We start from the raw sequence: 23,062 nt of genomic DNA, 5'->3' as shown, positions 1-23,062 counted from the left end.
TGCCAACAGGAATTTTTATTGGCACATTGCATATTACCTACTCAGAAAGACAACATCATGACAAGTGCTTAGCCCATCTGGACTAATTACAGTTTGTCGTAAGGGGAATAGGTGTGACGCGGCAGCAGAAGCACGCGGCGACAGGAGATTGCGACGAAAAGTGCGCGGATTGCCCGCGCGCCGGGAGGGTGGATACTAGCGACGGGAGTGCGCCATGAATCGCCGAACCCAGGGGTGCGTCCTTTGAGGTCGTCGAGTATGCGGTATACAAGGTACTCAATGGACGGTTCGCCCATATGGCAGCGATCCACGATGCCGGAGCTGTCAAGCGTCAGCTGGGCAACCGAACGGCCAGCGACGCGTATCTAAACGCCCCCAATCGCCTATGGCAATGGCGGGCGCCGCCTCATGATCGACACCCCGGGGCGGCCACCCACCTCGTGCGCTGCTTTTGGCCGGCTACTGCCCTCCAGTGTCTGGCAACTGTCGACCCGTTGCGGACGTTCGTGGTTGCGCCAATCACGCTCGTCCCACGGTTACATGTCCTCGCGCGCCAGTTACCTCAAGCTCGAACCGACTGGTCGCAGGGTATGCACGGGTCGGCGCATTCGACTAGACCGCCGTCCGGCTATCGCCTAAGGTGAAAGCTTTCGTACCTCGGGACTTTCCATGCGCGTTTTACTTTCTATTCGACGGGTGACTGAAACGATAGAATTGCAGAATTGCACTTCTGGAAACCCCGTGTGAAAGTCGAAACACCCTTGCTCGTTCCCGTGCTGGCCGCACTGCCGGTTTGCGCCTGCATGGCCATCCTCGGCCTGCCCGCCTTTGGCCATAGCTATATAGTTGCCTTTCGTACGCTATTCTTCGTCGCCTGCCTGGTGTGGCTGATTCCGCTGACGCTGCTGCAGCGGGCCATGTGGCGCCGCGAATGGTCCTGGCTGCGGATGGGGTTGATACTGCTGGCGACCACCTACGCAATGGCCATCGTGAACGCCCTGCTGGGGCAGCGCCTTGGAATCTCGCTCGGGATGGAGAAGGGCTACCGCTGGGCCGATCTCGCACGGGGGCTGGACAGCTGCTGGCTGGCGCTGATCGCCTTCTGCGCGGTCCATGCAGTGGCGGCCTATTACCTGTCGCTGCAACGGGTCCGCTTGCATCTCGCCCAGGCGCAAAGTGCGGCGCGCGACGCCGAGCTGCGCGCGCTGCGCCTGCAGGTCAATCCGCACTTCCTGTTCAACTCCCTGAACGCGATCTCCGCGCTGGTGTCGGCCCAGTCCAACCGTGAAGCCAACCGCATGCTCGCGTGCCTGTCCGACTTCCTGCGCGCCACCCTCGCACACGACGGCCGCCACGAGCATTCGCTTGCCGATGAATTGGCCCTCCTCGACGCCTACCTCGCTGTCGAAAAGGCGCGGCTCGGCGAGCGCCTGCGCCTGACGATGAAGGCCGGCCCCGACCTGCTGGACAGCGTCGTGCCCTACCTCATGCTACAGCCGCTGGTCGAGAATGCGATCCGCCACGGCATCGCACCGCTGTCTGCTCCCGGGCGGCTCGACATTCTTGTCGAACGCGCCGGGGCGCGCCTGCTCATCGACGTGCAGAACGACGGCCAACAGCGGACGCACGCGGGAAGCGGCATCGGCCTGGCCAACGTAAGGGAACGCCTGCGCCACCTGTACGGCGAGGGGCAAGAGGTGGACGCTGGTTGGAGTATCGATGGCCGCTTCCGCGTGCGCATCCTCCTGCCACTGCGCAGTCAGGAGGCGGCTGCATGAACATCCGGGTCGTTATCGTCGACGACGAGCCGCTGGCCAGACTGGCGGTCAAAGTCAGGCTGGCGCGGCGCAGCGCCTTCGAGCTGGTCGGCGAATTCGGTGACGGAGCCAGCGCTTACGAAGGTATCGTGGCGTTGAAGCCGGACCTGGTGTTCGTCGACGTCGAAATGCCGGGCAAGACCGGCCTCGACGTGCTGGCCGCACTGCCGCCGGCGCAGCGGCCGATGGCGATCCTGCTCACGGCCTACGACGGCTTCGCCCTGCAAGCCTTCGAACTGGCCGCCCTCGACTACCTGCTCAAGCCCGTCGATGACGAACGCTTCGACGAAGCCCTTGACCGTGCCCAGCAGGCTTTTCCCTACCGCGGCCAGGGCCGTGCCGCAGCATCGGCACTACCTGCCGTGCGCAGCTTCAGCGTGCGTATCGGATCGCGCACGGTGCTGGTGCCGGTTGCTGAAGTCGAGCGCATCGAGGCGGACGGCGACTACGCCACCTTGCATGCGAACGGCAAGACCTGGCTGGTGCGCGAACGCCTGCACAACCTGGCCATGCGGCTCGATCCGCGCCAGTTCCACCGCGTGCACCGCTCGTCCATCGTGCGGCTGGACATGATCGCCGAGCTGTGCTCGCTGACAAACCGGGACGCCTTACTGCGCCTGCGCGACGGCAGTGTGCTGCGCGCCAGCCGCTCCTATATGCCCGCTCTGGCGGAAGCACTACAACACCTCAACAGGAAACCCGAATGATGCAGCCATGCCTACCTGAGCGCCTATTCGACGACGCCTCCAGGGGGCGCATCGCCCGCATTTTTTTCACACAACTATCAAACGATTAGTAGTCCAACTTGGAGGAAGGTATGTCAGGCAAGAAGAAGTTTGTCGCAGGCGTCGTGTTGGGTACCCTGTTGTCGTTTCCCGCGTTTGCGGCGGGGGACACCCCGTTGAACGCGTCCGATCGCGCCGCGATCGTGCAGACAGTGGCAGCGAAAATGAACGCGAATTACATCGAGCCGGCAGTGGCCGAACGGGTCGGCAGTGCGATCGCCAGGAAAAATGCCGAAGGAGGCTATGCGTCCGCCGCCAGCGCGCAGGCGTTTAGTGCGGCGCTGGCGAAGGACCTGCGTGAATTCAGCGGCGACTTGCATTTCGGCGCCAGGCTTGACGAACGTTTTCGTGAGTCCAGCGGCGCCGCCGACGTGCCCAGCCGCGCCGAGATGGACGAAGCGCGCGACCAGTCCGAGCGGTGGGGCTTTGGCATCGAGAAGATCGAACGCCTTCCCGGCAACGTGGGCTACATCGACCTGCGCGGCTTCGGAGTCACGGAATTCGTCGGCCCGGCGTACACGGCGGCGATGTCGCTCATGGTGGGGACGGATGCGCTGATCCTCGACCTGCGCCGCAACGGCGGCGGGAGCCCGGACAGCGTGGCATACCTGATGAGCCATTTCTTCCCGCTGGGCGACCAGCGTCACCTGATCGACATCTACAATCGCCCGACCGATACGACGCGGCAGTTTTGGACCGTGCCGACGGTCGCACAGCGTTACGACAAGCCCGTGTACGTGCTGACCTCCGCCCGCACGTTTTCCGGCGGGGAGGATTGCGCCTATGACTTCCAGGCGCAGAAGCGCGGGACGCTGGTCGGCGAAACCACCGGCGGCGGCTCCAATCCGGTGGGCTGGTTCAGCGTAGGGCACGGCATCGTGGTCGCGATCCCGACCTCGCGCACGGTCAATTTCGTCACCAAGACCAACTGGGAGCACGTGGGCGTGAAACCGGACATCGCTGTGCCCGCGGCGCAGGCGCTGCAGACGGCGCACGTCGCTATCCTGCGCAACCTGGTGTCATCCGCAAAGGACGACAACGAGCGCACGAAACTGCAGCGCGTGCTTGCGATGGCGGAAAAAGGGGAAACCGAGAAGCCGATCTATACGCTCAGGGGGGAGCGTTGATCGAACAATCAGGACCATGGTTAGCAGTCCGAGGCGCTCGTCGAGTCAAAGGGCTGCCGATTTGCCGAGAAGTATAGCAATATACCTGTCCTCGTTCCTCTCGGATTCCGGCGGTCCGGGCACGTTCATGGACGCGTCCGGACCGCAGGACAATGCCTAGTCGCCGCCCTGGCACCCGCACGAAACCGGCTGCACCAGCCCCCGCTTGAACACGTAATCGGCGATCTGCCGCCCCAGGGTCATCCCGTTGTCGACATCGAAGCGGAAATGCACGCCAAGGTAAATCCGGCTCAGCCCGTTATCCTGCTCGGCGTCGGTGAGCGTCGCGAAGCTTCGTGGCACGAGCGGGCGCACGTTTCCGTGGTTGTCGCGGTTGACCCCGTTGAATTCATCGGAGACCAGGGTGAATGCGATCTGGTCGGTACCATAGAAGCTGCGCAGGATTTCGAACGCCGCGCTGCCGAGGACCGCGTGGCCCGACGGGTAGCTCGGGAACGGCGGCGTGAAATTGGGGACGCCGGGTTCGTTTGTTGCGGGCGAGCCGAGCGGGGTGAAGGTCGGATCGGGCTGCGTATCCGGGTTGTCGTCGGTGTTGGCTTCCCGGATTGCGGTGACGGGGCGCCAGAAATCGTAGGCGTATTTATCGTACCAGCCGACCATGCACGAATCGGCGACCGCCGCGTTCATTAGCGCCAGCATGCGTGCCATCTCGAGCGCGTCCGTGATGCGCTGGCGCGCAATCGCGACCGCCGCCTGATTGTATTGCCGGGGACGCGTGCCGATGTACGGCGTGCCGTCGTAGCCCCAGAATATGCCGATCAGGGTCTGCTCCGGCGTGCGCTCGGTGGGCGTGGTAATGCCGTCGCCGCCCAGCCGCTTGACCTCGTTGAATGCATCCGTGTACTGCGCGCTGGTGAGGGCAGGTGGCGGCGGCGCCTTGAAGTAGTGCACCGACGGAATCACGAATGGATGCACCTGTCCCCAGTAGGCGCCCAGCGCGATCGGATTGTTGCTCACCGGGTCGGGCCGCCACTTGCCCGGGGCGATCTGCGGGAAATAATCCACGCCCACCACCGGGTCGGGTTCGTTGGCGCCGTCGTTGGCACGCAGCGCGAGGATGGCCGCCGCCGCGCACTGGCCGGTCTGGATGCCGTTCGTCTTGGCCTGCGAATCCGGCAAGCGCGCCAGGTCCTGCGCCAGCAACTGGTCAAGGACGCTCGCCTGCTGCGGGTACAGCGCTGCGAGCGTATCGTGCGCTGCCTGCGCGATCGCGGCGTCTTCCGAAGTGCCCGGTGGGGCCGGGGCGATGTCGGTGTAGTTGGGGTATTGCTGGCGCACGGCGTTGATGGCATCGAACATTGCAATGTGCACGATGGCGAAGGCCCGGCTCGTGCGGGTCGGGCCGAGCTGGTCGGCCGCCGCAGGTTCGCTCGGCACGGAGCCGTACGCGTGGTCGATCGCGTCCGCGGCCGACGTCGCGCCATTCCAGTACAGCACCCGCTCGGTCGTATTGGTCGGGATCTGCAATGCTTTGTAGAGTGCGTAGCGATCGGGCGGGGTATCCCGCGGGGGATCGGGAGGAGGGCTGGTGGCGGATGAGCCAGCGTTACATGCGCCGAGTAACAGGAAGAGACTGCACAGCAGCAGGTGGAGGACATATCTCATCATAGGCTCCTGAAAGTGGAGAAAGGGGCGCACGTTTCGAAGGCGCAATTTCTCCAGGGAGCACGCGCCCCTCAAGGCTGAGCTTAATGACGAGTTTCGGCCTGACCTCCGCATTTCTGCATTACGGCTGAGCCCGCTCAAACGGAGCACAGCATTGGCGCCCGCGATGGGGACAATTGAAAAGAACTGTAAAGACTGGCGCGCGGTGAGCGCCCAGCTTGAGGCCGATTGGCCGTGCTCGGCATCTACAGCCCGAGGATATCGGCCAGCCGGTCGAGCGTGACGACGTCGAGCAGGTTGCGGCTGGCTCTGTCGCGCAAAAAGGCGCAGACGCTGTCCAGCCTGGCCGCATTGGCGCCTGCCACCGCGTGGTGGTAGTTGCACCCGCAGGCGCCCTGGGTGATCGTCTGGTCGATGTAGGCGGCAATCTGGTCCAGCGTGGGCGAGGTGACGCTGTCGGTCACGACGCTGTCGAGCTGGCCCAGCCAGCCGCCGGGTATGTTTACCATCGCCGAAAGACCGCCGCCGGTTGGCGCACCGACGTTAATCGTGTGCGCGCCGAGCGATGCGCCACGTATCCATTTGAGCCCTGTGCGCCGGCACGCCGAACGCACATACGTGTCGGCCGCGCCCTGGGGCAGGGCGAAAAACTTGGCCGCGGTCGCAAAGCCGAGCGCCGCCAGTCCTTCAATGCCGGCCATGATGTCGTTGAAGATGGCGCTGTCGTCAGGCGCGGAACCCGCGTAGCGGTAGTTGCCGAGCCCGGTCCAGTCGCTGGTGATGGCGACCGTCGGCGCGAGGCTGCCCTGGTCATGCGCAAGTGTCGCCGTGGTCGGCGTGGGCGTGGACTGGCAAAAGTAGGTGACGCCGGTGGCGATGCCTGGAGGGACCGTGTCGACGAACTGGATGGGCATGTTGGCGAGAAACCGGTGCGGGTTCTCGAACGTGAGCAGGTTGCTGCCCGCCTGGGCGCGGATCAGCCGCCGGCGGAAGGTACTGTCCAGTTGCCAGTCCCTGACGTATTGCGCCGGCAGCATGTCGACGGTATTGCTCAGGAAGTAGCCGTAGGGCCCCAGCAAGCGCAGGCCGGCGTTCTCCCGGCTGGACGGGTGGGTTGCCGAGTGCGATCCGATCGACCATCCGGCATCGCGCAGCGCCAGGGCTTCCGCCGCGCTCATGAACTTGTTGGGCCGCTGGCTGTAACCATAGCGCCCGTCAGTGCCGAGCCAGTCCGGTACAAGAAACAGGCTGCCCTTGAATCCATAACGCTCGACGATCTGCTGGCCGCTCTGCAAGCTCAGGCCCCGGTATTCAAACGGCGCGGCGCCGCTGAACCCTGGGCTGGAGACGGGGTTGCCCAGCGTGCTGTCGGTCGCCAGGGTGAACGTTTCCGTCGTCGGGACGCTGCACACCCAGTAGACGACTCCGCTGGCCAGGCCCGCCGGGACGGTCCCGGGGAACAGGATAGCGTCGCCAGGCACCAGCTCGTGGCGCGCGGCGGTGACGAATACGTTCAGATCGCTGCGCGTGACGGTGAGCGCGGGCGAGCCCGGTACATCTTCGCGGGCATTGCGCTGGGTATCGTTGCCGTCGTCAAAGGTGATGAGGAACAGCGGCCGGCTGCGCACGTCAAGGTAGACGCCGGCAAAATCGGCCGTGTCGCCGGGCAGCCAGGGGCCATCGGCCTGGACATCCAGCTGGCTGATCCGGGCAGAGCCCACGATGTCCGTGCCAGGAACCCAGTCGCTGAATGCCTGCTGGCTTGGCGACATGGTCAGGAACACCCAATGATCAGCGGGATCGATTGCGCAGTTCCATTCGACCTGGTGGCGGTTGCTTTGGTCGAAAATGCTCAGCCTGAAATTGAGGGTGCGAGTGCATGGATTGCGCGCCCACACGCCAGCGGAAAAACCGGGGGGAGGCCCGGGCGGCACGTAGCCGTGTGCGGCGGGTATGGCGAGTTGCTGGCCGAATGAGATGCTGGCGCTTTGCTGCAGGCGCAGGACAGTCCCCGCGCTGGCGCCTGGCGGCGGTCCCGGGATGAGCGCGGCATTGGCTGCCAGCGTTTGTGCATCGGACCAGTCCGCGATTTGCACGCCGTACTTGGCGTTGGGATCGGCGGGCGGATGTTTGCCGCCTCCGCAGGCCGGCAGGCAGGCCATGCCGGCCCCGAGAATCAGCATGTCGCGGCGCGTTGTCATGATGATGGTGTCCGTATGTCCGGCCCCATCTTAAACGCTGGCTTTGCCGGGCACCTGCACAGTACGGATGCTCATTTGCCCCGCTTGACAATCACGGCGGTTTGCCCATGGCTGAGGAAATTGTATATACTATCGTTTGGTTTGATTAACCCCCCGCTCGACTGTGCCCATGATCCGGATTCATTGCATTGCCCCCCAGTTTGCGGCCGCGTCCTTTGCGGCAGGGCTTTGCGCGGCACGGCGTTTCGCATCTCCCCTGCACCTGCCCAGTGTTCGCGCTTGCGGCATGGCTGCTCTAGTCTCCAGACACTTGGCTCGGCTTGATTAGGCTCGGCAGGCGGAAATAATTTCCGTTTTCTGCCGAGCGTCATTCTTTGTACCTTGCCCGCTGGGTAGGGCCGCTTGATTATTACCTCTGGCGCTGGAGCGCCAAGGCACTGGATACTGGACATGAATACGAAAACCACCCTGCGCGGCAACGGCCGGCAGCATGAACACCTCACCGCCAAACCACGCAAGCTTGCGCGCAAGGCAATCGAGCGCGGCCGTCATTTCCGGCGCCGCCTGGCGGCAGCTTTCGCTGTTGGCATGGGACTGGCGCTGGTGCTGGCGGCGCTGGACTAATACCTGTCGATCCCCAGTCAGGTTTCATTCTTTTGTTGCCCCAAACCCGTCGTTCCCGGGCTCGGCGCCCCCCTTGGCGGGAACCCATGCTGAGTTGGAGCGGTGATTGCATGCGCCGCAAGCATGCGAGGTCTGCATGGGTTCCCGCCAAGGGGGGCGCCGAGCCCGGGAACGACGGTGTTTAGCAGGAGGTACTAGACTTTTTCGGCGCCGTCTCATTCCTCCCGGCGCACTTTGGGAGACTGGTTCGTGCCTTCGATTTTGAGGAACAGGGTCCCGAACATGTTGCGCACAATTTTGACCTTGGGGTTGGTGGCGCCCGGCAGGTAGGCCTCGCTGCCGTCGACGACGCGCCAGACTTGGCCATTGGCCAGCTTGATGCGCGCGTTTGAACTCCAGCCATCGAAATCGCCCACGATCGTGCTTTCGATCGAATTGGTTTCTTCAACCGGCTTGGTCGCCGGCTTGGCCACAGGCTTCAGACCGAAATTCTTTTCGACCGTTTGCGCTGGTGCTGGCGCTGATGCCGGGCCCGTCGGAATGGCGTCGTAGCAGGCCAGGCGGCTGGCGGCATCTGGCAGGGTGCGGCACTTGGTCAGGGCGGTGTCGTCGGCAAAGGCGGCACCGGATACGAACAGGAGCAGGTACAGGTAGGTGTGCTTGGCTTTCATGATCCTCTTCTATTTGAAGGTCGAAGCAACGGCGCAGCTTCGTGACTGAGCAGCATTATAGCCAGCGCCGACCGTCAGCGGCCCACCGCCTGAACCAGCTTGTCCGCCACATACACCCGGTAATGCCGGATACGTCCGGTGACGTTGTCGCGCCCCTGGCGCGGCGTATAGCGCATGCCGGCAACTTCGACCTTGCTGCCCAGGTCGATCACCAGCCGGTGCGGAAGCGCGGGGTGCGGTCCATTGCCGCTGTAGGCCGTGTGCCAGTAGTCGGCCGCCTGGCCGTTGATCGCGTTGAGCGCCGAGCCGTCCTCTTTCGCGAGTTCTTCGCTGCTGGCGTAGGCGACGGTCCAGCTGGATTGGTCGAGTGCGTTGCCGGCCTTGTCCAGCAGGGCGATCTCGGCCACCGCGGCAAAGTCCTTGCCGTCAAAGGCGCTCAATGCTTCGAGGCAGAACTGGCGGCCGCTGACGGGCGTTGCAAAGCGTACGTCCTCCGTGGCGGGGCCAGGGGCAAAGTCGCCTTCATGCACCGGGGCCAGTCCGTCGAGTAGTGGATGTGCTGTGGCGCTCGGCCGTGCCAAATCGCGTTCCGGTTGCAGGCGGTCGAAGATGGGGGCCGTCAAGCCGGCGATGCGCGCGTTCTGCGGTCCGGTGAGGTCGAGCACCACGATCTCATTGCGTCCGGGCCGAATCCATGGACCCGGCAGGTACATGGTCTGGGTTGGGCCGATGCTCCAGTAGCGGCCAAGGCAGGTCCCGTTGATCCAGACGATCCCCTGGCCCCAATTGGACATGTCGAGAAAGGTGTCGCCCGTTTCGCGTACCGTGAAGCTACCGCGCCAGAACGCAGGGCCGGTGCTCCCCGCCCGTTTCCAGGCCAGCGGCGGCAGACGGCCGTCGGCGTCGAAATCGATCGCGCGGATTTCCCAGTTCACGATGGCCTGGGTATCGCCGACCTCCGGACGGAAGCGGATCGGGCCATGCAGGCCTTTGCGGTCATGGATCTCGACGCCGAAATTCACGCGGGCGATGGTGTAGAGCAGGATATCGAGCGTGGCCGGCGCGGAGCGAGCCGGCACGTCCACCCGGAACCGGCGGTAACGCGTATCCATCGTCCCGATCTGTTTGCCGTCGAGGTAGACCCAGGCCAGGTCGCGCACCTTGGCCGCTTCCAGCACGCCGGCCGGGCCGGCCGGCAGCGTAACGCGATAGGCCACCAGGCCGCGGCTGATGTCGTAGTGTTCAATCGGCCGCGGCGACACGTCGCGGATTGCGGTCTTGGGCAGGCTGGCAAATACGGCAGCGCTTTCGTTCAGGGTGAAGGCGTCGATCGCGATCACTGGTTTTCTCGCCGGTGGCGGCGGCAGGGTTTCGCCCGGTTCCAGGAACGGCTGCATGGCCGCCCGGTAGGCTTCGAACTTATCGCCCAGCCAGCCGGCTTCGCCAATTGGCGCGTCGTAGTCGTAGCTGGTGGTGTCGGGCCGGAATGGACGGTCGCAGCCGCCCCACAGCCCGAAGGTGGTGCCGCCATGCGCCATGTACAGGCTGAACGAGCCATTCGCCTTGAGCATGGCCTCTATGTCGCCCACAGCCTTGGTGGCATCGCCACGCCGGTGCGGGGCGCCCCAGGTATCGAACCAGCCGGAATAGTATTCGCCGCACATCAGCGGACCCTTCTGCAATGAAGCCAGGGCCTGGAAGCCGCGTTCCGGATCGCTGCCGAAGTTCGCGACGGAGAACAGTTCAGGGATGTGGGTCCGGGCCAGCGCGTTGGTCGGGTTGCATTGGAACAGGGGCACGTCGAACCCGCCTTCCAGCACGGCCTGGCGCATCATGCGCATGTAGTCGATGTCCTGGCCGAAGAATCCATATTCGTTCTCGACCTGCACCATCAGGACCGGGCCGCCACGCGTGACCTGCAAGGGCGCGAACACGCGCCCGACCCCGGCCAGCCAGCGCCGCGCGGGCCGCATGAACGCTTCGTCGCGCGTGCGCAGGAAGCCGTCGCCCGGCTGTTTGAGCAGCCACCACGGCAGGCCGCCCATCTCCCATTCGGCGCAGGCGTATGGGCCGGGCCGCAAAATGACCCATAGGCCTTCCTGCGCTGCCAACCGGCAGAATTGCGCAGCGTCGCGCTGGCCGCTCCAGTCAAAGCGGCCTTCGCGCCATTCGTGGAAGTTCCAGAACAGGTAGGCGCACACCGTGTTGAGCCCCATCGCCTTGATCGCCTTCAAGCGATGGCTCCAGTACTCGCGCGGCACGCGGGCGAAATGCATCTCGCCGCATCGGATCTGCAGGCGCTTGCCATCGAGCAGGAAGTCCTGTTCGCCGATCACGAAGCGCGGCGAGCGCGTTGCGGCGCCGACGGTTTGGCCGAAGGACAGGACCAGGCCGCCGACGGCAGCAGCAGCGGCGCCAAGCAGGCGCCGGCGGGGAGGGTGTGCAGTCATGCATCTGAACCGTCAGGAAACGAGATGCTTCCTATCATAAGCTCAGTTCTTTCAAGCAATTGATCGAATGTTTGCTTATTTGACGGTGTACGGGGTCTACGGCGCGCGCTGCAGCAGTTGCTGCGCAAGCAGGCCGGCGTGCGGCGTCAGTGCGGAGAAGTCGCGTGCGCACAGGTAGAGTCGCCGCGCGGCCCAGGCTTCCGACAGCGGCAGGATGGCCAGGTCACGTCGGATTGTCTTGGCCAGCGCATGGGAGAGGATCGAAATGCCGATGCCTGCTTCGACGTACATGGCCACATGCTCGGTGTTGCGCAATTGGATGCGGTAGTCGAGCTGACGGCCCAGCCGCGATGCACGTTCCGCCAGATGCGTTTCGAGCGCAGTATCCGCCATACCCACGATTGGCTCGGCCAGGATATCGGCAAAGACCACGTTCGATTGCCCGGCCAGGCGATGCGAATGGCTGGCGACGACGACGAGCTGGTCATCGGCGATCAGGTGCGTCTGCAGCATGGCCAGATCCGTGATGTCCGCGACGATGCCCAGATCGGCACGCCTGTCCACCAGCGCCTGGACGATTTCCGCACTAGGCCGTTCTTCCAGGTCGATCGACAGGTCGCGATGATCCGCCAGGAATCGGCAAAGCTGCGGCGGCAGAAACCCCGCCATCGCGGCGGTGTTTGACAGCACCCTGACGCGGCCTTTCAGGCCCGTTGCGTAGGTTCGCAGTTCACCGCGCATCTGTTCGACCTGGCCCAGGATCGAACGGGCATGTCGAACCAGCGCCTCGCCCGCAGCGGTGGCACGCACGCCACGACGGTTGCGTTCAAGCAGAGGCGCGCCAAGTGCCGCTTCCATGCCAGCGATGCGTTCACTGACGGATGCGAGTGCCAGATGCATCGCGCGGGCACCTTGCGTCAGGCTGCCGCATTCCACCACAGTCAGGAATAGCCGCATATCGGTCAGGTCGAAGCGCATGGCAAAGGTCTCGTGGTTTCGGAATCTCCGAAGTGTAGCACCGGAATTGCCAGATTGCGGGACCGCGACCCGCCGACTAACATCACTTGCATGAACCCGATGTTTTTGACTTTTTCAGCAGGAATGGTAGCTGGCGCGATGAATGCGCTGGCGGGAGGCGGCTCATTCGTCAGTTTGCCGGCCCTGATTGCGGTGGGCGTGCCACCGGTTCAGGCGAATGCTTCCAGCACGGTCGCGTTGTTTCCAGGTGGGCTGGCCAGCGCGTGGGCATATCGTGACGGATTGCGTCCGGTCGGCGCCGTGTCGCTACGCGCGCTGCTGGCGACGACGCTGTGCGGCGGCCTGGCCGGGGCGCTGCTGTTGCTGCACACGTCATCCGCCGCATTCACCTTCGTGCTGCCGTGGCTGCTGCTGGTTGCGTCCATTGCGCTCGCGTTTGGGCGACGCATTGGCGAGGCATTGCGCGCACGCTGGCAGATCCATGCACACGCGGTGCTGGCCGTCCAGTTCGCGCTTGGTGTCTATGGGGGCTACTTTGGCGGCGCGGTCGGGATCATGATGATCGCGATGTGGGGATTGCTCGACAACCGAGACCTGAAGCATTTGAATGCGCCTCGCACGCTGCTGGTCAGCGCGGCCAATATGGTGGCGGTACTCGCTTTCATCATGGCCAACGCGGTGCGCTGGCCCGAAACGCTGACCATGCTGGTGGGCGCAATCGTGGGCGGATACGGCGGCGCGCACATCGGGCGACGCGCGCCAGCGGGCATTATCCGCGCCATCACGCTGCTTGCCACCTCCTGCATCACGCTGGCGTTCTTCGTCAAGACCTACGCACCCACGCTGCTGCATCATTAATCTCAAGCGAGAAAACCATGCTCGACGCCTTGTTAGAAACGATCGGAGCGCTGGCTATCCTGGCCAGTATCGCGGCAAAGTTCGTCAAACCGTCCGCCGACACCAAGCCGCGCGACGCCGCCGACCAGATGCCGGCGCAGTCCAGGGACGCCAATGTCAGGCCGCGATGGCGTCCACATCTCCCTGCTCGCTCGCGCCGATGTGGCGGTTCACGGCGGAGAGTACGGCCTTGAACGAGGCTGTCACGATATTGCTGTCGATGCCGGCCCCGAACAGGGTCGGGCCGTTGGCCACGCGCAGTTCGACATAGCAGGCCGCGCGCGCATTGGCGCCCGAGCCGATCGAATGCTCGTGGTAGTCCATCAGGCGGATGTCCAGGCCGAGCGCGGAGACGAATGCGTCGATCGGGCCGTTGCCGATGCCGTGCAGTGCCTGCGGCGCGTGGTGCCGGTTCACCGTCACATCCACGCGGACCGGGTGGCTGTCGGTGCTGTTCTCCGTCATGTGGTGCGAGACGTAGTGATACGGCGTGTCCTGCTCCAGGTATTCGCGCGAGAACAGGGCGTGGATGTCGCTTGCCGCGATTTCGCGGCCGCTGTTGTCGGCTACTTTCTGCACCGCGCGCGAGAACTCGATCTGCAGGCGGCGCGGCAGCGCCAGGCCGTATTCCTGCTCGAGCAGGTAGGCCATGCCGCCCTTGCCGGACTGGCTGTTCACGCGGATCACGGCATCGTAGCTGCGTCCCAGGTCGGCCGGGTCGATCGGCAGGTAGGGCACTTCCCAGATCGCGTCCGGCTGCTGTTGGGCGAAGCCCTTCTTGATCGCATCCTGGTGCGAACCTGAGAATGCGGTGAACACCAGGTCGCCCGCATACGGGTGGCGCGGGTGCACCGGCAGCTGGTTGCATTCCTCGACCAGCTGGCGCACCGCGTCGATGTCCGAAAAGTCCAGGCCCGGATGCACGCCCTGGGTGTACAGGTTCATCGCCAGCGTCACGAGGTCGACGTTGCCGGTACGTTCGCCATTACCGAACAGGCAGCCTTCGACGCGGTCGGCGCCGGCCATCACCGCCAGTTCCGCCGCCGCCACGGCCGTGCCGCGGTCATTGTGCGGGTGCACGCTGATGACCAGCGCATCGCGGCGCTCGAGGTGGCGGCACATCCATTCGATCTGGTCGGCATACACGTTCGGCGTGCTCGCTTCCACGGTCGAGGGCAGGTTGACGATCATCGGTTTGGCCGGCGTCGGCTGCCAGACGGCGCTGACGGCGTCGACGATCTGCTTGGAGAAATCCAGTTCGGTGGTCGAGAACGACTCCGGCGAATATTCCAGGCGCCAGTCGGTCTCCGGATGGGCCGCTGTCAGTTCCTTGAACAGTTTGGTGCCGTTGACCGCGATCTGCACGATCTCGTCGCGGCCCATGCCGAACACCACGCGGCGGAACACGGGCGCTACCGAGTTATAGATGTGCACGCAAGCGCGTTTGGCGCCGGCGACCGATTCCACGGTGCGGCGGATCAGTTCATCGCGCGCCTGGGTCAGCACGATGATCGTGACGTCATCCGGAATGCGCTTGTCGTCGACCAGGCCGCGCACGAAGTCGAAGTCGGTCTGCGAAGCCGAAGGGAAGCCTACCTCGATTTCCTTGATGCCGATCTGGACCAGCATTTCGAAGAAACGCAGCTTTTTTTCCGGGCTCATCGGCTCGATCAGCGCCTGGTTGCCGTCGCGCAGGTCGGTGCTCATCCAGATCGGCGGGCGGGTGATGGTCTTGCCCGGCCACTGGCGGTCGGCGAGTGGAACGGCGGGGAACGGGCGGTACTTGGCTGCGGGATTGTTCAACATGATCGGTTGCTCCTGATTGGCGAAACGGAATATGCCTTAACGGCAGGGGTGTGGCGGCAGGCTGCCGGACGGGCCACGGAACGCTAGGCCCGGCAACCGATCGGTAGTTTTAGCAGCAGACGGAACTGCGCGCGTGCGCCGACAGCCAGGAATAACCGGGAGGGGGCAAACGATTTATTGAAACGGGGATTGGCGAACATCGGTACGACTTTCCTTCAAACTGCTTGGGGCCGGCGGGTGCCGGACGGATACGGCGGCGAATTACGCGCGTAGTAGCAGGCCTGCCGGCAATAGAGCGCCGGTCAGCGATAGGAAGGTCGACAGATGCAGGGGATGGGACATAAGTTGACTCTACGGGAATCGAGCCAGGTGTGTCAAGCATTCATTGCGGGTCTGGGGCCCATGCACCTTGTTAATTACAAGCAAGCCCTGTACGCTAACCGGTTTAGCACAAGATGCATGAGGAAAGAATGAAGAAGCAAACGGTTGCTGTGGTCGCCCTGGCGTTTGCCGGCGCGGCGTCGGCGCAGGAAGTCGTAAAGATCGGCCACGCATCGGGCGTGACCGGGCCGGTCGCCTACTTCGGCAAGGACGACGAGAACGGCGCGCGCATGGCGGTTGAAGCGCTGAACGCGCGCGGCGTCGTCATCGGCGGCAAGAAGGTGCGGTTCGAGCTGGTGGCGGAAGACGACGCGGCCGACCCGAAACAGGCAACGGCCGTGGCGCAGAAGCTGGTTGACGCCCGGGTCAATGCGGTGGTGGGCCACGAGACATCGGGCACGACCATTCCGGCATCCAAGATTTATCACGACGCCGGGATTCCGCAAATTTCGCCGGCAAGTACCAGCCCCAAGTACACGCAGCAGGGTTTCAATACGGCTTTTCGCGTGGTGGCCAACGACATTCAGCTCGGCCGTGCACTGGGCGGCTACGCGGTCAAGGGACTGGGCGCGCGCCGCGTGGCGGTGGTCGATGACCGCACCGCCTACGGGCAGGGTCTGGTGACCGAGTTCAGCAAGGGACTGCAGCAGCAGGGCGCCACCATCGTCGCTAAGGAGTTCACCAACGACAAGGCGACCGACTTCAGCGCTATCCTCACCAAGATCAGGGCTGCAAATCCGGACCTGGTGTTTTTTGGGGGCATGAGCGCGGTTGCCGGTCCCATGCTGCGCCAGATGAAGCAGCTGGGCATGAACGTCAAGATGATGGGCGGCGACGGCATTTGCTCGGACGAGATCTTCAAGCTCTCCGGCGGCACGATGACGGATGGCCAGGTCGTCTGCGCCGAGGCGGGTGGGGTCGAGGAGGCTGGCAAGCCGGCGCTGGACAACTTCCGCGCGGCTTACAAGAAACGCTTCGGCGTCGATGTGCAGATCATTGCGCCGTATTCCTACGATGCGGTAATGGCGATCGCGGCGGCGATGGTCAAGGCGGGTTCGGCGGCGCCGGCCAAGTATTTGCCGGAACTGGCCAATATTCGCTACAAGGGCGTGACCGGCGAGATAGCGTTTGACCAGCGCGGGGATATCCGCGATGGCACGATTACCTTGTACACGTTCAAATCGGGACGCCGCACGGTTGTGGCCGTAACAAAGTAAGGGCCTCGACAGGAACCAAAGAAAGCTGCGCCCGTAAGCGCAGCACCTGTAGAAATGGTCTAGCCTGCCGCGGGATTGCGTGCGTGGCGGCTAGCGGTTCTGCTTTCCGGCACGCCCACGCGATTCGCCGGTATTCTCACCCTGGCGGTTCTGGCTTTCCCACTGTTCGCCTTCTCCCAGGTCGCTGCTCTGCTGGCTGCCGGAACTTCCCACATCCCAATTCCCGCTGTCCAGATCGGTCGTTTGGAGATTGCCGGCGCCCCACGCGCCTTCCCGGCTGGTGCCTGCGCCGGTGGCTTCGTCATAGTTGGCGCTCTTGACTCCCTTGCCTTTGTATCCAGCCATTATTGCCTCCTTTCCATAACTTTAAGGGGAGCTTCGATGGTAGGCCGTCCCGCCATAAGGGCAATAGGCGAAGCGGAAGTAGGTTTGTAGGAGCAGTCGTACACACTGCTTGAGCAAGGGGCTGGCGTATGCGGCCACGCACCGATGTTGCGCTCCGTTCAATTGAAAGTCAAAAAATTTTTACCCATGCTAGTCTTTCCCGGTAGTAATTTTTGAAGAGGGGAGAGGCGTGGAAACACAAGTCAGAGAATCGGTAATGGATGCGATCGGAAACACACCCGTCGTCAAGCTGAAGCGACTTTTTCCGAACGCGCATGTCGTGGCAAAGCTGGAATACATGAACCCCGGTGGCAGCATTAAGGACCGCATGGTGCGTCACATGCTCAAGCGCATGCCCGCAAGCACCCGGCGGGTGGTCGAGAGCTCGTCGGGCAATACCGGGGCGGCCCTGGCGATGGCCAGCGCGGTGCTGGGCCTGGAATGCGATATCACGGTGCCCGAGACCACCAGTGTCGAAAAGGTCAAGCGCATCGGCGCGTACGGCGCCAACGTGCATGTGTGCGGCGCCGAGAACGAGGGGACGCCGGGACATGGCTACCAGGCGGTGGCCGAACGCATGGCCCAGGAGCGCAATGCGTTTTACCTGGACCAGTATTGTTCGGAGCTGAACCGGCAGGCGCACTATGTCGATACGGGGCCCGAACTGTGGTCGCAATTGCGGGGAGAGATCGACGTATTCGTTTGCGGGATCGGCTCGGGCGGCACGATCTCGGGCATTGGCCGTTATTTGAAGGAGCAAAACCCGGCGCTGCGCGTGATCGGCGTGGAGCCGCTGCATTCGTCCTACCGTCAAATGGTCACCGATGTCTCCGCCCCGGGCCAGTTTGCGACCGTGATTGAAGGGGTCGGCAAATGCAAGCCTTCGCGCAGTTTCGACCCGACCGTGGTGGACGACGTGATTCAGGTGGCCGATGAAGAGGCGCTGGCATGGGGACGTCGGCTGGCGCAGGAAGAGGGCATTCTGGCCGGCGGATCGAGTGGCTGCATCACGGCCGGCATTGCGCAATTGCTGCCGCAGCTACAGGGCAAGCGCGTCGCGGCGGTGTTTCCCGATTCCGGGGCCTTTTACCTGTCCAAGTATTTTTAGTGTCCCGAATTGCACACGCACCCGTAGGTCCGTAGGGTGCGCACCTGTGCGCACGCGGTACGGTTGAGTAGCGTTGGCTCCGGTTTGAACACGTACCGCGTGCGCAGCAAAGCTGCACACCCTACCTCACTAGCGGGAGACGAGCAGCTTGAGCCCGAGGCCGACGAAGATGCCGCCGGCAACCCGGTCAAGCCACATGCCCGCGCGCGGGCTGCGGTTGAGCCATCGGCCGATCGAGCCGGAGAAGTATCCGAGGAGCGCGAACAGGACCGCGGCCTGGGCCGTGAAGGTGACGCCCAGCGCCGCGGTCTGCCAGCTCGCGTGGCCCTGCGTGGCCACGACGAATTGCGGCAGGAAGGACAGGAAGAACAGCACCACCTTGGGGTTGATCGCGTTCGCGAACATTCCCTTCGCAAACAACCTGGACAGGGATTCCTCGCTTGCTGCCGTGCTGGCCTGTGCGCCGCCAGGGCTCTTGAGTGCATTGAATCCGAGCCAGACCAGGTAAAGTCCGCCGCAGACCTTGAGCAGTGTAAAAGCCGCGGGAGAAGCGGCGATCAGGGCGCTCACGCCAAGCACGGCGAGCAGCGTGTGGCTCAGGCACCCAAGCGCGCAGCCCAGGCCAAACACGATTCCGCGCGCACGGCCCTTGGACATGCCGACACCGAGGACCATCATGTTGTCGGGGCCGGGCGACAAGGTGATCAGGACGGCGGCGGCGAGGAAGCCAAAGAATTGTTCAGGGGATAGCATCGGATGGGAGTCGCGTTACCGAAAGGAATGAGTGTACCAAAGCCGTGGAAATAGCCCTGGCCGGGTCGCACCAGCCGCCAATGGTGCTATCTGGATCGACGGCCTGCCACTACATTGCGCACCGCCCCGGTCAGCGCGCCATCGCGCTTGTGCCGGGAATCCGCGCGTCGTCCAGCTCGATCCAGGTCGGCGCATGGTCGCTTGGCTTTTCCCGCGCACGCACGTCGCGGTGGACCCCGGCCGCTTGCAGCGCGCCGGTGAGCGATGGGCTGAGCAGCAGATGGTCGATGCGCAGGCCCGCGTCGCGCACGAACGCATTGCGGAAGTAATCCCAGAACGTATAGATCTTTTCGTCCGGATGCAGCGTGCGTAAGGCGTCGCACCAACCCTGGCCGGTCAGCCGGTGGAAGGCAGCACGCGTCTCCGGCCGGAACAGCGCGTCGTCCACCCAGCGCTCCGGCTTGTAGACGTCGAGCTCGGTCGGCATCACGTTAAAGTCGCCCGCCAGCACGACCGGCGCGCCGCCGGCAATCAGCTCCTCACCACGCAGGATCAGCCGTTCGAACCATTTGAGCTTGTAATCGAACTTGGGTCCGGGGGCGGGATTTCCATTTGGCAGATAAAGACTGACGACTACCACTCCGCGCACCACCGCCTCGATGTAACGGCTTTGTTCGTCGTCCGGATCGCCCGGCAGGCCGCGCCGGATCTCCTGCGGTTCGGTGCCGCGCGCCAGGATCGCGACGCCGTTAAAGCTCTTTTGCCCATGCCAGATTGCGTGGTAACCGGCGTCGCGCAGTGCGTCCAGCGGAAATCTTTCCTGGGGCGCCTTCAGCTCCTGCAGGCAGGCCACGTCCGGCTGACGTTCCTCCAGCCATTGCAGGAGTGCGGGCAGGCGGCTGCCGATACCGTTGACATTGAAGGTGGCGATGAGCATGTGTTCTCCCGGTGAATGGGTGCGCCGATTTTCGCGCCGCAAGCGCGGGGCGGGCGCACGAATCAGTTCGGCATTGTCTTTCTGGCTTACTATACTCGCCAAGGCAATATCGTGTGCAGTCCACAAGGCGCCTGGCGCAGCGTTGCAAAGGAGTGGGCAGATGAAGGTTGCGAAGACTCGGCTGCGTGATGCAGTGCCCGGACAGTGGCCAGGCCCAGCGCTGGCTGGCGCGCTCTGCATGGCGCTCATCGCGAACGGCTGTTCGAGCCGGCCCACGAACACGTACCAGGGTTATGTGGAAGGCGAATTCGTCTACATGGCATCGTCTCAGGCGGGGCAGCTGGTTGACCTGGCGGTGCAGCGCGGCCAGACCGTTGCGGTGGACACGCTGCTGTTCGCGCTCGAGGCCCAGAACGAAACCGATGCGGTGCGGCAGGCGACACGACAACTGCAGGCCGCGCAAGCGCAGCACGCGGACTTGCTCACCGGCCGGCGCCGCCCGGAGGTGGAAGTCACCCAGGCGCAGATCGAACAGGCGCGCGCCGATGCCCATCGCCTGGATTTGCAGCTGCAAAGGGACGAGGCGCAGTATCGTGTGGGCGGTGTGCCGAAGGGCCAGCTCGACGACTCGCGCGGCGCCGCCGCATCGGCGCAGGGGAAAGTGCGCGAGCTGGAAGCGCAGTTGCAGGTGGCGCGTCTTCCCGGCCGCGCAGAGCAGATCCGCGCGCAGCAGGCGCAGGTGGAGGCGGCCCGCGCGGCGCTCGCCCAGGCACAATGGAAGCTGGACCAGAAGCGCGTGCGCGCGCCCCACGCTGGCCTGGTGTTCGACACCATGTACCGCAGCGGCGAATGGGTCCCGGCCGGTAACCCGGTGGTGCGCATGCTCCCGCCCGAGAACATCAAGGTGCGCTTCTTTGTTCAGGAAACGGTGGTCGGTGCGCTGCGGCCTGGCCGCAAGGTGGTGATCCGCTGCGATGGCTGCGCGGCCCCGGTGCCGGCCGCGATCTCGTTTGTCTCCGACCAGGCCGAATATACGCCACCCGTCATCTTCAGCAATGAAACCCGCGCCAAGCTCGTGTTCATGGTGGAAGCCCGTTCGTCGCGGGAGGACGCCGTCAAGCTACGTCCGGGGCAGCCGGTTGAGGTGGCCGTGCAATGAGCGCGCCCCCCGACGACCTGGCCATTGACGTGCACGGCCTGAATAAATCTTTCGGTACCAGGCACGTGGTCAAGGACGTCTCGCTGCAGGTTCGGCGCGGCGAGATCTTCGGCTTCCTTGGCCCGAACGGCAGCGGCAAGACGACCTGTATCCGCATGCTGTGTGGTCTGCTCACACCCGATTCCGGGAGCGGCACCTGCCTTGGCCTGGACATCATCCGCCAGAGCGCGCAGATCAAGCGCCAGGTCGGCTACATGACCCAGCGGTTTTCGTTCTGGGAGGACCTGAGCATCCGCGAGAACCTCGATTTCGTCGCGCGCCTGTACGAGGTGCGGGACCGGGAGCAGGTGGTCCGGCGCACGCTTGACGATTTGGGGCTGGCGCAGCGATCCGGGCAGCTGGCCGGCACGCTGTCGGGTGGCTGGAAGCAGCGGCTGGCGCTGGCCGCCTGCCTGCTGCACGACCCGCAACTGCTGCTGCTCGACGAGCCGACCGCCGGGGTGGACCCGAGCGCGCGGCGCGATTTTTGGGAGGAGCTGCATCGGCTGGCGGCGCGCGGGATCTCGGTATTGGTCAGCACGCATTACATGGACGAGGCAGAACGCTGCCACAAACTGGCCTACATCGCATGGGGCAAGTTGCTGGCGCAGGGAAGCGCCGCCGAGGTGACAGAGGCGCAGCACCTTTCGACCTGGGCGATTTACGGAGATGACCTGGTGGGGCTGGCCGACCAGCTGCGCGGCCAGCCGGGAGTGGAGCAGACCGTCGCTTTCGGTAACTCGTTGCACGTGAACGGCAGCGACGCGGCCGCGCTGCAGGCGACGGTGACAAACCTCGCGCGTGAGCGCGGGTTGCGCGCCGAGCCGATTCGAACCAGCCTGGAACACGCGTTCATCTACCTGATGAAGAAGGCACAGGAAGAGGGCGTCGCGGAGCAGGGAGCGGGCCAGGCATGAACAACACGTTTTCCCTGACCCGCTGGTGGGCGATCGTGCTCAAGGAATTCCTCCAGCTGCGCCGCGATCGCATTACGTTCGCGATGATCATCGGAGTCCCGATTATCCAGATCGCGCTGTTCGGCTTCGCGATCAACACCGACCCCAAGCACCTGCCCACCGCGGTGATCGCGTCCGACCACAGCGAGTTCACGCGCAGCTTCATTGCGGCGATGCGCAATTCGGAATACTTCGATATCGTCGAGACCTTGCCGAACGAAGAGGCCGCGCGCCGCGCGCTGTTGCGGGGCAGTGTGCTGTTCGTGCTCGACATCCCGGTGGGCTTCACGCGCGACCTGGTCAAGGGCTCCCGGCCGTCGCTGCGGATTGACGCCGACGCTACCGATCCGGTGGCGGTGAGCAGCGCGCTCGGTGCGCTGCCGGGGCTTGCTCAATCGGTGCTGCAGAAGGATATGACCGGCGCGCTGTCCGGCATCTCCCCCAGCGGCCCTCCGGCCTTTGACGTACAGGTGCACAAGCTGTACAACCCCGAGTCGATCACCCAGTACAACATCGTGCCTGGGCTGATGGGCGTGATCCTGACCATGACGATGGTGATGATGACCGGGCTCGCGGTGACCCGCGAACGCGAGCGCGGCACCATGGAGAACCTGCTTGCCATGCCCGTGCTGCCGCTGGAGGTAACGACCGGGAAGATCGTGCCCTACATCGCGATCGGCCTGGTGCAGGTGACGATCATCCTGCTGGCGTCGCGCTACGTGTTCAGGGTGCCGATCCTGGGCAATATGCTGACCATGTACCTGGTGGCGCTGCTGTTCATTGCGGCCAGCCTGGCGGTGGGGATCATGCTGTCCTCGCTGGCGCAGAACCAGCTGCAGGGGGTGCAGCTCACCTTCTTCTACTTCCTGCCCAATATTCTGCTGTCCGGATTCTTTATGCCATTCGCGGGCATGCCATTGTGGGCGCAATGGATCGGCAACGCGCTGCCGCTCACCCACTTCAACAGGCTGGTGCGCGCGATCCTGCTCAAGGGTGCCGGCTGGGCCGACCTGTGGCCAAACGTGTGGCCGATGCTGGTATTTATGGTCGTAGTGATGGCGATCGCGGTGCGCGTGTATCGGCGTACGCTCGATTAGGAGGAAGGGC

19 protein-coding genes are annotated in these 23,062 nt (G+C 64.2%); 10 read left to right on the top strand and 9 right to left on the bottom strand.

The genetic code is table 11. The features are described from left to right. The first annotated feature begins 743 nt into the window (after positions 1 to 743). From E4O92_RS08090 to E4O92_RS08080, 3 genes are all read left to right on the top strand, one after another. A complete protein-coding gene (locus E4O92_RS08090) occupies positions 744 to 1,778 on the top strand; it encodes a sensor histidine kinase (RefSeq protein WP_229483158.1) in 1,035 nt (344 codons plus the stop codon). Further along, positions 1,775 to 2,524 carry a LytR/AlgR family response regulator transcription factor gene (locus E4O92_RS08085; RefSeq protein ID WP_135189257.1) on the top strand — a complete coding sequence of 250 codons (750 nt, stop codon included), beginning with the start codon at positions 1,775 to 1,777 and terminating at the stop codon, positions 2,522 to 2,524. Before E4O92_RS08090 ends, E4O92_RS08085 begins: the two co-directional genes overlap by 4 nt. Before the next feature lie 110 nt (positions 2,525 to 2,634). Then, positions 2,635 to 3,729, top strand: a complete 1,095-nt coding sequence (locus E4O92_RS08080; RefSeq protein WP_135189256.1) for a S41 family peptidase — start codon at positions 2,635 to 2,637, stop codon at positions 3,727 to 3,729. A gap of 156 nt (positions 3,730 to 3,885) precedes the next feature. On the opposite strand, the gene E4O92_RS08075 is transcribed toward E4O92_RS08080, so the two are convergent. Both E4O92_RS08075 and E4O92_RS08070 read right to left on the bottom strand, forming a co-directional pair. Continuing rightward, a complete protein-coding gene (locus tag E4O92_RS08075; RefSeq protein WP_167759730.1) occupies positions 3,886 to 5,394 on the bottom strand; it encodes a vanadium-dependent haloperoxidase in 1,509 nt (502 codons plus the stop codon). A 245-nt stretch (positions 5,395 to 5,639) separates the two neighbouring features. Beyond that, the gene (locus E4O92_RS08070; RefSeq protein WP_135189254.1) at positions 5,640 to 7,595 is read right to left on the bottom strand and encodes a polysaccharide deacetylase family protein; all 1,956 of its coding nucleotides are present in this window, start codon (positions 7,593 to 7,595) and stop codon (positions 5,640 to 5,642) included. A 450-nt stretch (positions 7,596 to 8,045) separates the two neighbouring features. Between E4O92_RS08070 and E4O92_RS24760 the strand changes: the two genes are divergently transcribed. Continuing rightward, the gene (locus E4O92_RS24760) at positions 8,046 to 8,219 is read left to right on the top strand and encodes a hypothetical protein (RefSeq protein ID WP_167759729.1); all 174 of its coding nucleotides are present in this window, start codon (positions 8,046 to 8,048) and stop codon (positions 8,217 to 8,219) included. Positions 8,220 to 8,434: 215 nt separating this feature from the next. On the opposite strand, the gene E4O92_RS08065 is transcribed toward E4O92_RS24760, so the two are convergent. The 3 genes from E4O92_RS08065 to E4O92_RS08055 form a co-directional block, all read right to left on the bottom strand. After that, positions 8,435 to 8,890: a hypothetical protein gene (locus E4O92_RS08065; protein WP_135189253.1), complete on the bottom strand. Its 456-nt coding sequence runs from the start codon at positions 8,888 to 8,890 to the stop codon at positions 8,435 to 8,437. 74 nt (positions 8,891 to 8,964) lie between these two features. Next, positions 8,965 to 11,340 carry a beta-galactosidase gene (locus E4O92_RS08060; protein WP_135189252.1) on the bottom strand — a complete coding sequence of 792 codons (2,376 nt, stop codon included), beginning with the start codon at positions 11,338 to 11,340 and terminating at the stop codon, positions 8,965 to 8,967. Positions 11,341 to 11,436: 96 nt separating this feature from the next. Then, a complete protein-coding gene (locus E4O92_RS08055) occupies positions 11,437 to 12,318 on the bottom strand; it encodes a LysR substrate-binding domain-containing protein (protein WP_135189251.1) in 882 nt (293 codons plus the stop codon). A 90-nt stretch (positions 12,319 to 12,408) separates the two neighbouring features. Between E4O92_RS08055 and E4O92_RS08050 the strand changes: the two genes are divergently transcribed. After that, a complete protein-coding gene (locus E4O92_RS08050) occupies positions 12,409 to 13,176 on the top strand; it encodes a sulfite exporter TauE/SafE family protein (protein WP_135189250.1) in 768 nt (255 codons plus the stop codon). A 156-nt stretch (positions 13,177 to 13,332) separates the two neighbouring features. Here E4O92_RS08050 and leuA read toward each other — a convergent pair whose 3' ends face one another. Beyond that, positions 13,333 to 15,024, bottom strand: coding sequence for a 2-isopropylmalate synthase (gene leuA / locus E4O92_RS08045; protein WP_135189249.1), 1,692 nt, complete (start codon positions 15,022 to 15,024; stop codon positions 13,333 to 13,335). 467 nt (positions 15,025 to 15,491) lie between these two features. Here leuA and E4O92_RS08040 point away from each other — a divergent pair, with 467 nt between their 5' ends. Next, the gene (locus tag E4O92_RS08040; protein WP_229483155.1) at positions 15,492 to 16,619 is read left to right on the top strand and encodes a branched-chain amino acid ABC transporter substrate-binding protein; all 1,128 of its coding nucleotides are present in this window, start codon (positions 15,492 to 15,494) and stop codon (positions 16,617 to 16,619) included. Between the two features lie 90 nt (positions 16,620 to 16,709). On the opposite strand, the gene E4O92_RS08035 is transcribed toward E4O92_RS08040, so the two are convergent. Next, complete coding sequence (locus tag E4O92_RS08035; RefSeq protein WP_135189247.1) at positions 16,710 to 16,964, bottom strand: hypothetical protein; 255 nt, start codon at positions 16,962 to 16,964, stop codon at positions 16,710 to 16,712. 256 nt (positions 16,965 to 17,220) lie between these two features. On the opposite strand from E4O92_RS08035, the gene E4O92_RS08030 reads away from it, so the two are divergent. Then, positions 17,221 to 18,111, top strand: a complete 891-nt coding sequence (locus E4O92_RS08030; protein ID WP_135189246.1) for a PLP-dependent cysteine synthase family protein — start codon at positions 17,221 to 17,223, stop codon at positions 18,109 to 18,111. Between the two features lie 129 nt (positions 18,112 to 18,240). Here E4O92_RS08030 and E4O92_RS08025 read toward each other — a convergent pair whose 3' ends face one another. Next, a complete protein-coding gene (locus E4O92_RS08025) occupies positions 18,241 to 18,864 on the bottom strand; it encodes a LysE family translocator (RefSeq protein WP_135189245.1) in 624 nt (207 codons plus the stop codon). Between the two features lie 130 nt (positions 18,865 to 18,994). After that, on the bottom strand, positions 18,995 to 19,801 hold the full coding sequence (xth, locus tag E4O92_RS08020) for an exodeoxyribonuclease III (RefSeq protein WP_135189244.1): 807 nt from the start codon (positions 19,799 to 19,801) through the stop codon (positions 18,995 to 18,997). Between the two features lie 160 nt (positions 19,802 to 19,961). Here xth and E4O92_RS08015 point away from each other — a divergent pair, with 160 nt between their 5' ends. The 3 genes from E4O92_RS08015 to E4O92_RS08005 are packed head-to-tail and all read left to right on the top strand — an operon-like array spanning position 19,962 to position 23,052. Continuing rightward, a complete protein-coding gene (locus tag E4O92_RS08015) occupies positions 19,962 to 20,960 on the top strand; it encodes an HlyD family secretion protein (RefSeq protein WP_135189243.1) in 999 nt (332 codons plus the stop codon). Continuing rightward, entirely contained in the window at positions 20,957 to 21,916 is a 960-nt protein-coding gene (locus E4O92_RS08010; RefSeq protein ID WP_135189242.1) for an ABC transporter ATP-binding protein, read from the top strand. Before E4O92_RS08015 ends, E4O92_RS08010 begins: the two co-directional genes overlap by 4 nt. Beyond that, positions 21,913 to 23,052, top strand: coding sequence for an ABC transporter permease (locus E4O92_RS08005; protein ID WP_135189241.1), 1,140 nt, complete (start codon positions 21,913 to 21,915; stop codon positions 23,050 to 23,052). Before E4O92_RS08010 ends, E4O92_RS08005 begins: the two co-directional genes overlap by 4 nt. The last annotated feature ends 10 nt before the right edge of the window (positions 23,053 to 23,062 follow it).

It is taken from the genome of Massilia horti, from assembly GCF_004614195.1.
GTDB classification, from domain to species: Bacteria; Pseudomonadota; Gammaproteobacteria; order Burkholderiales; family Burkholderiaceae_D; genus Telluria; species Telluria horti.
Note: the sequence above shows the minus strand (reverse complement) of the source record. Positions and strands in the feature narration are given on the sequence as shown.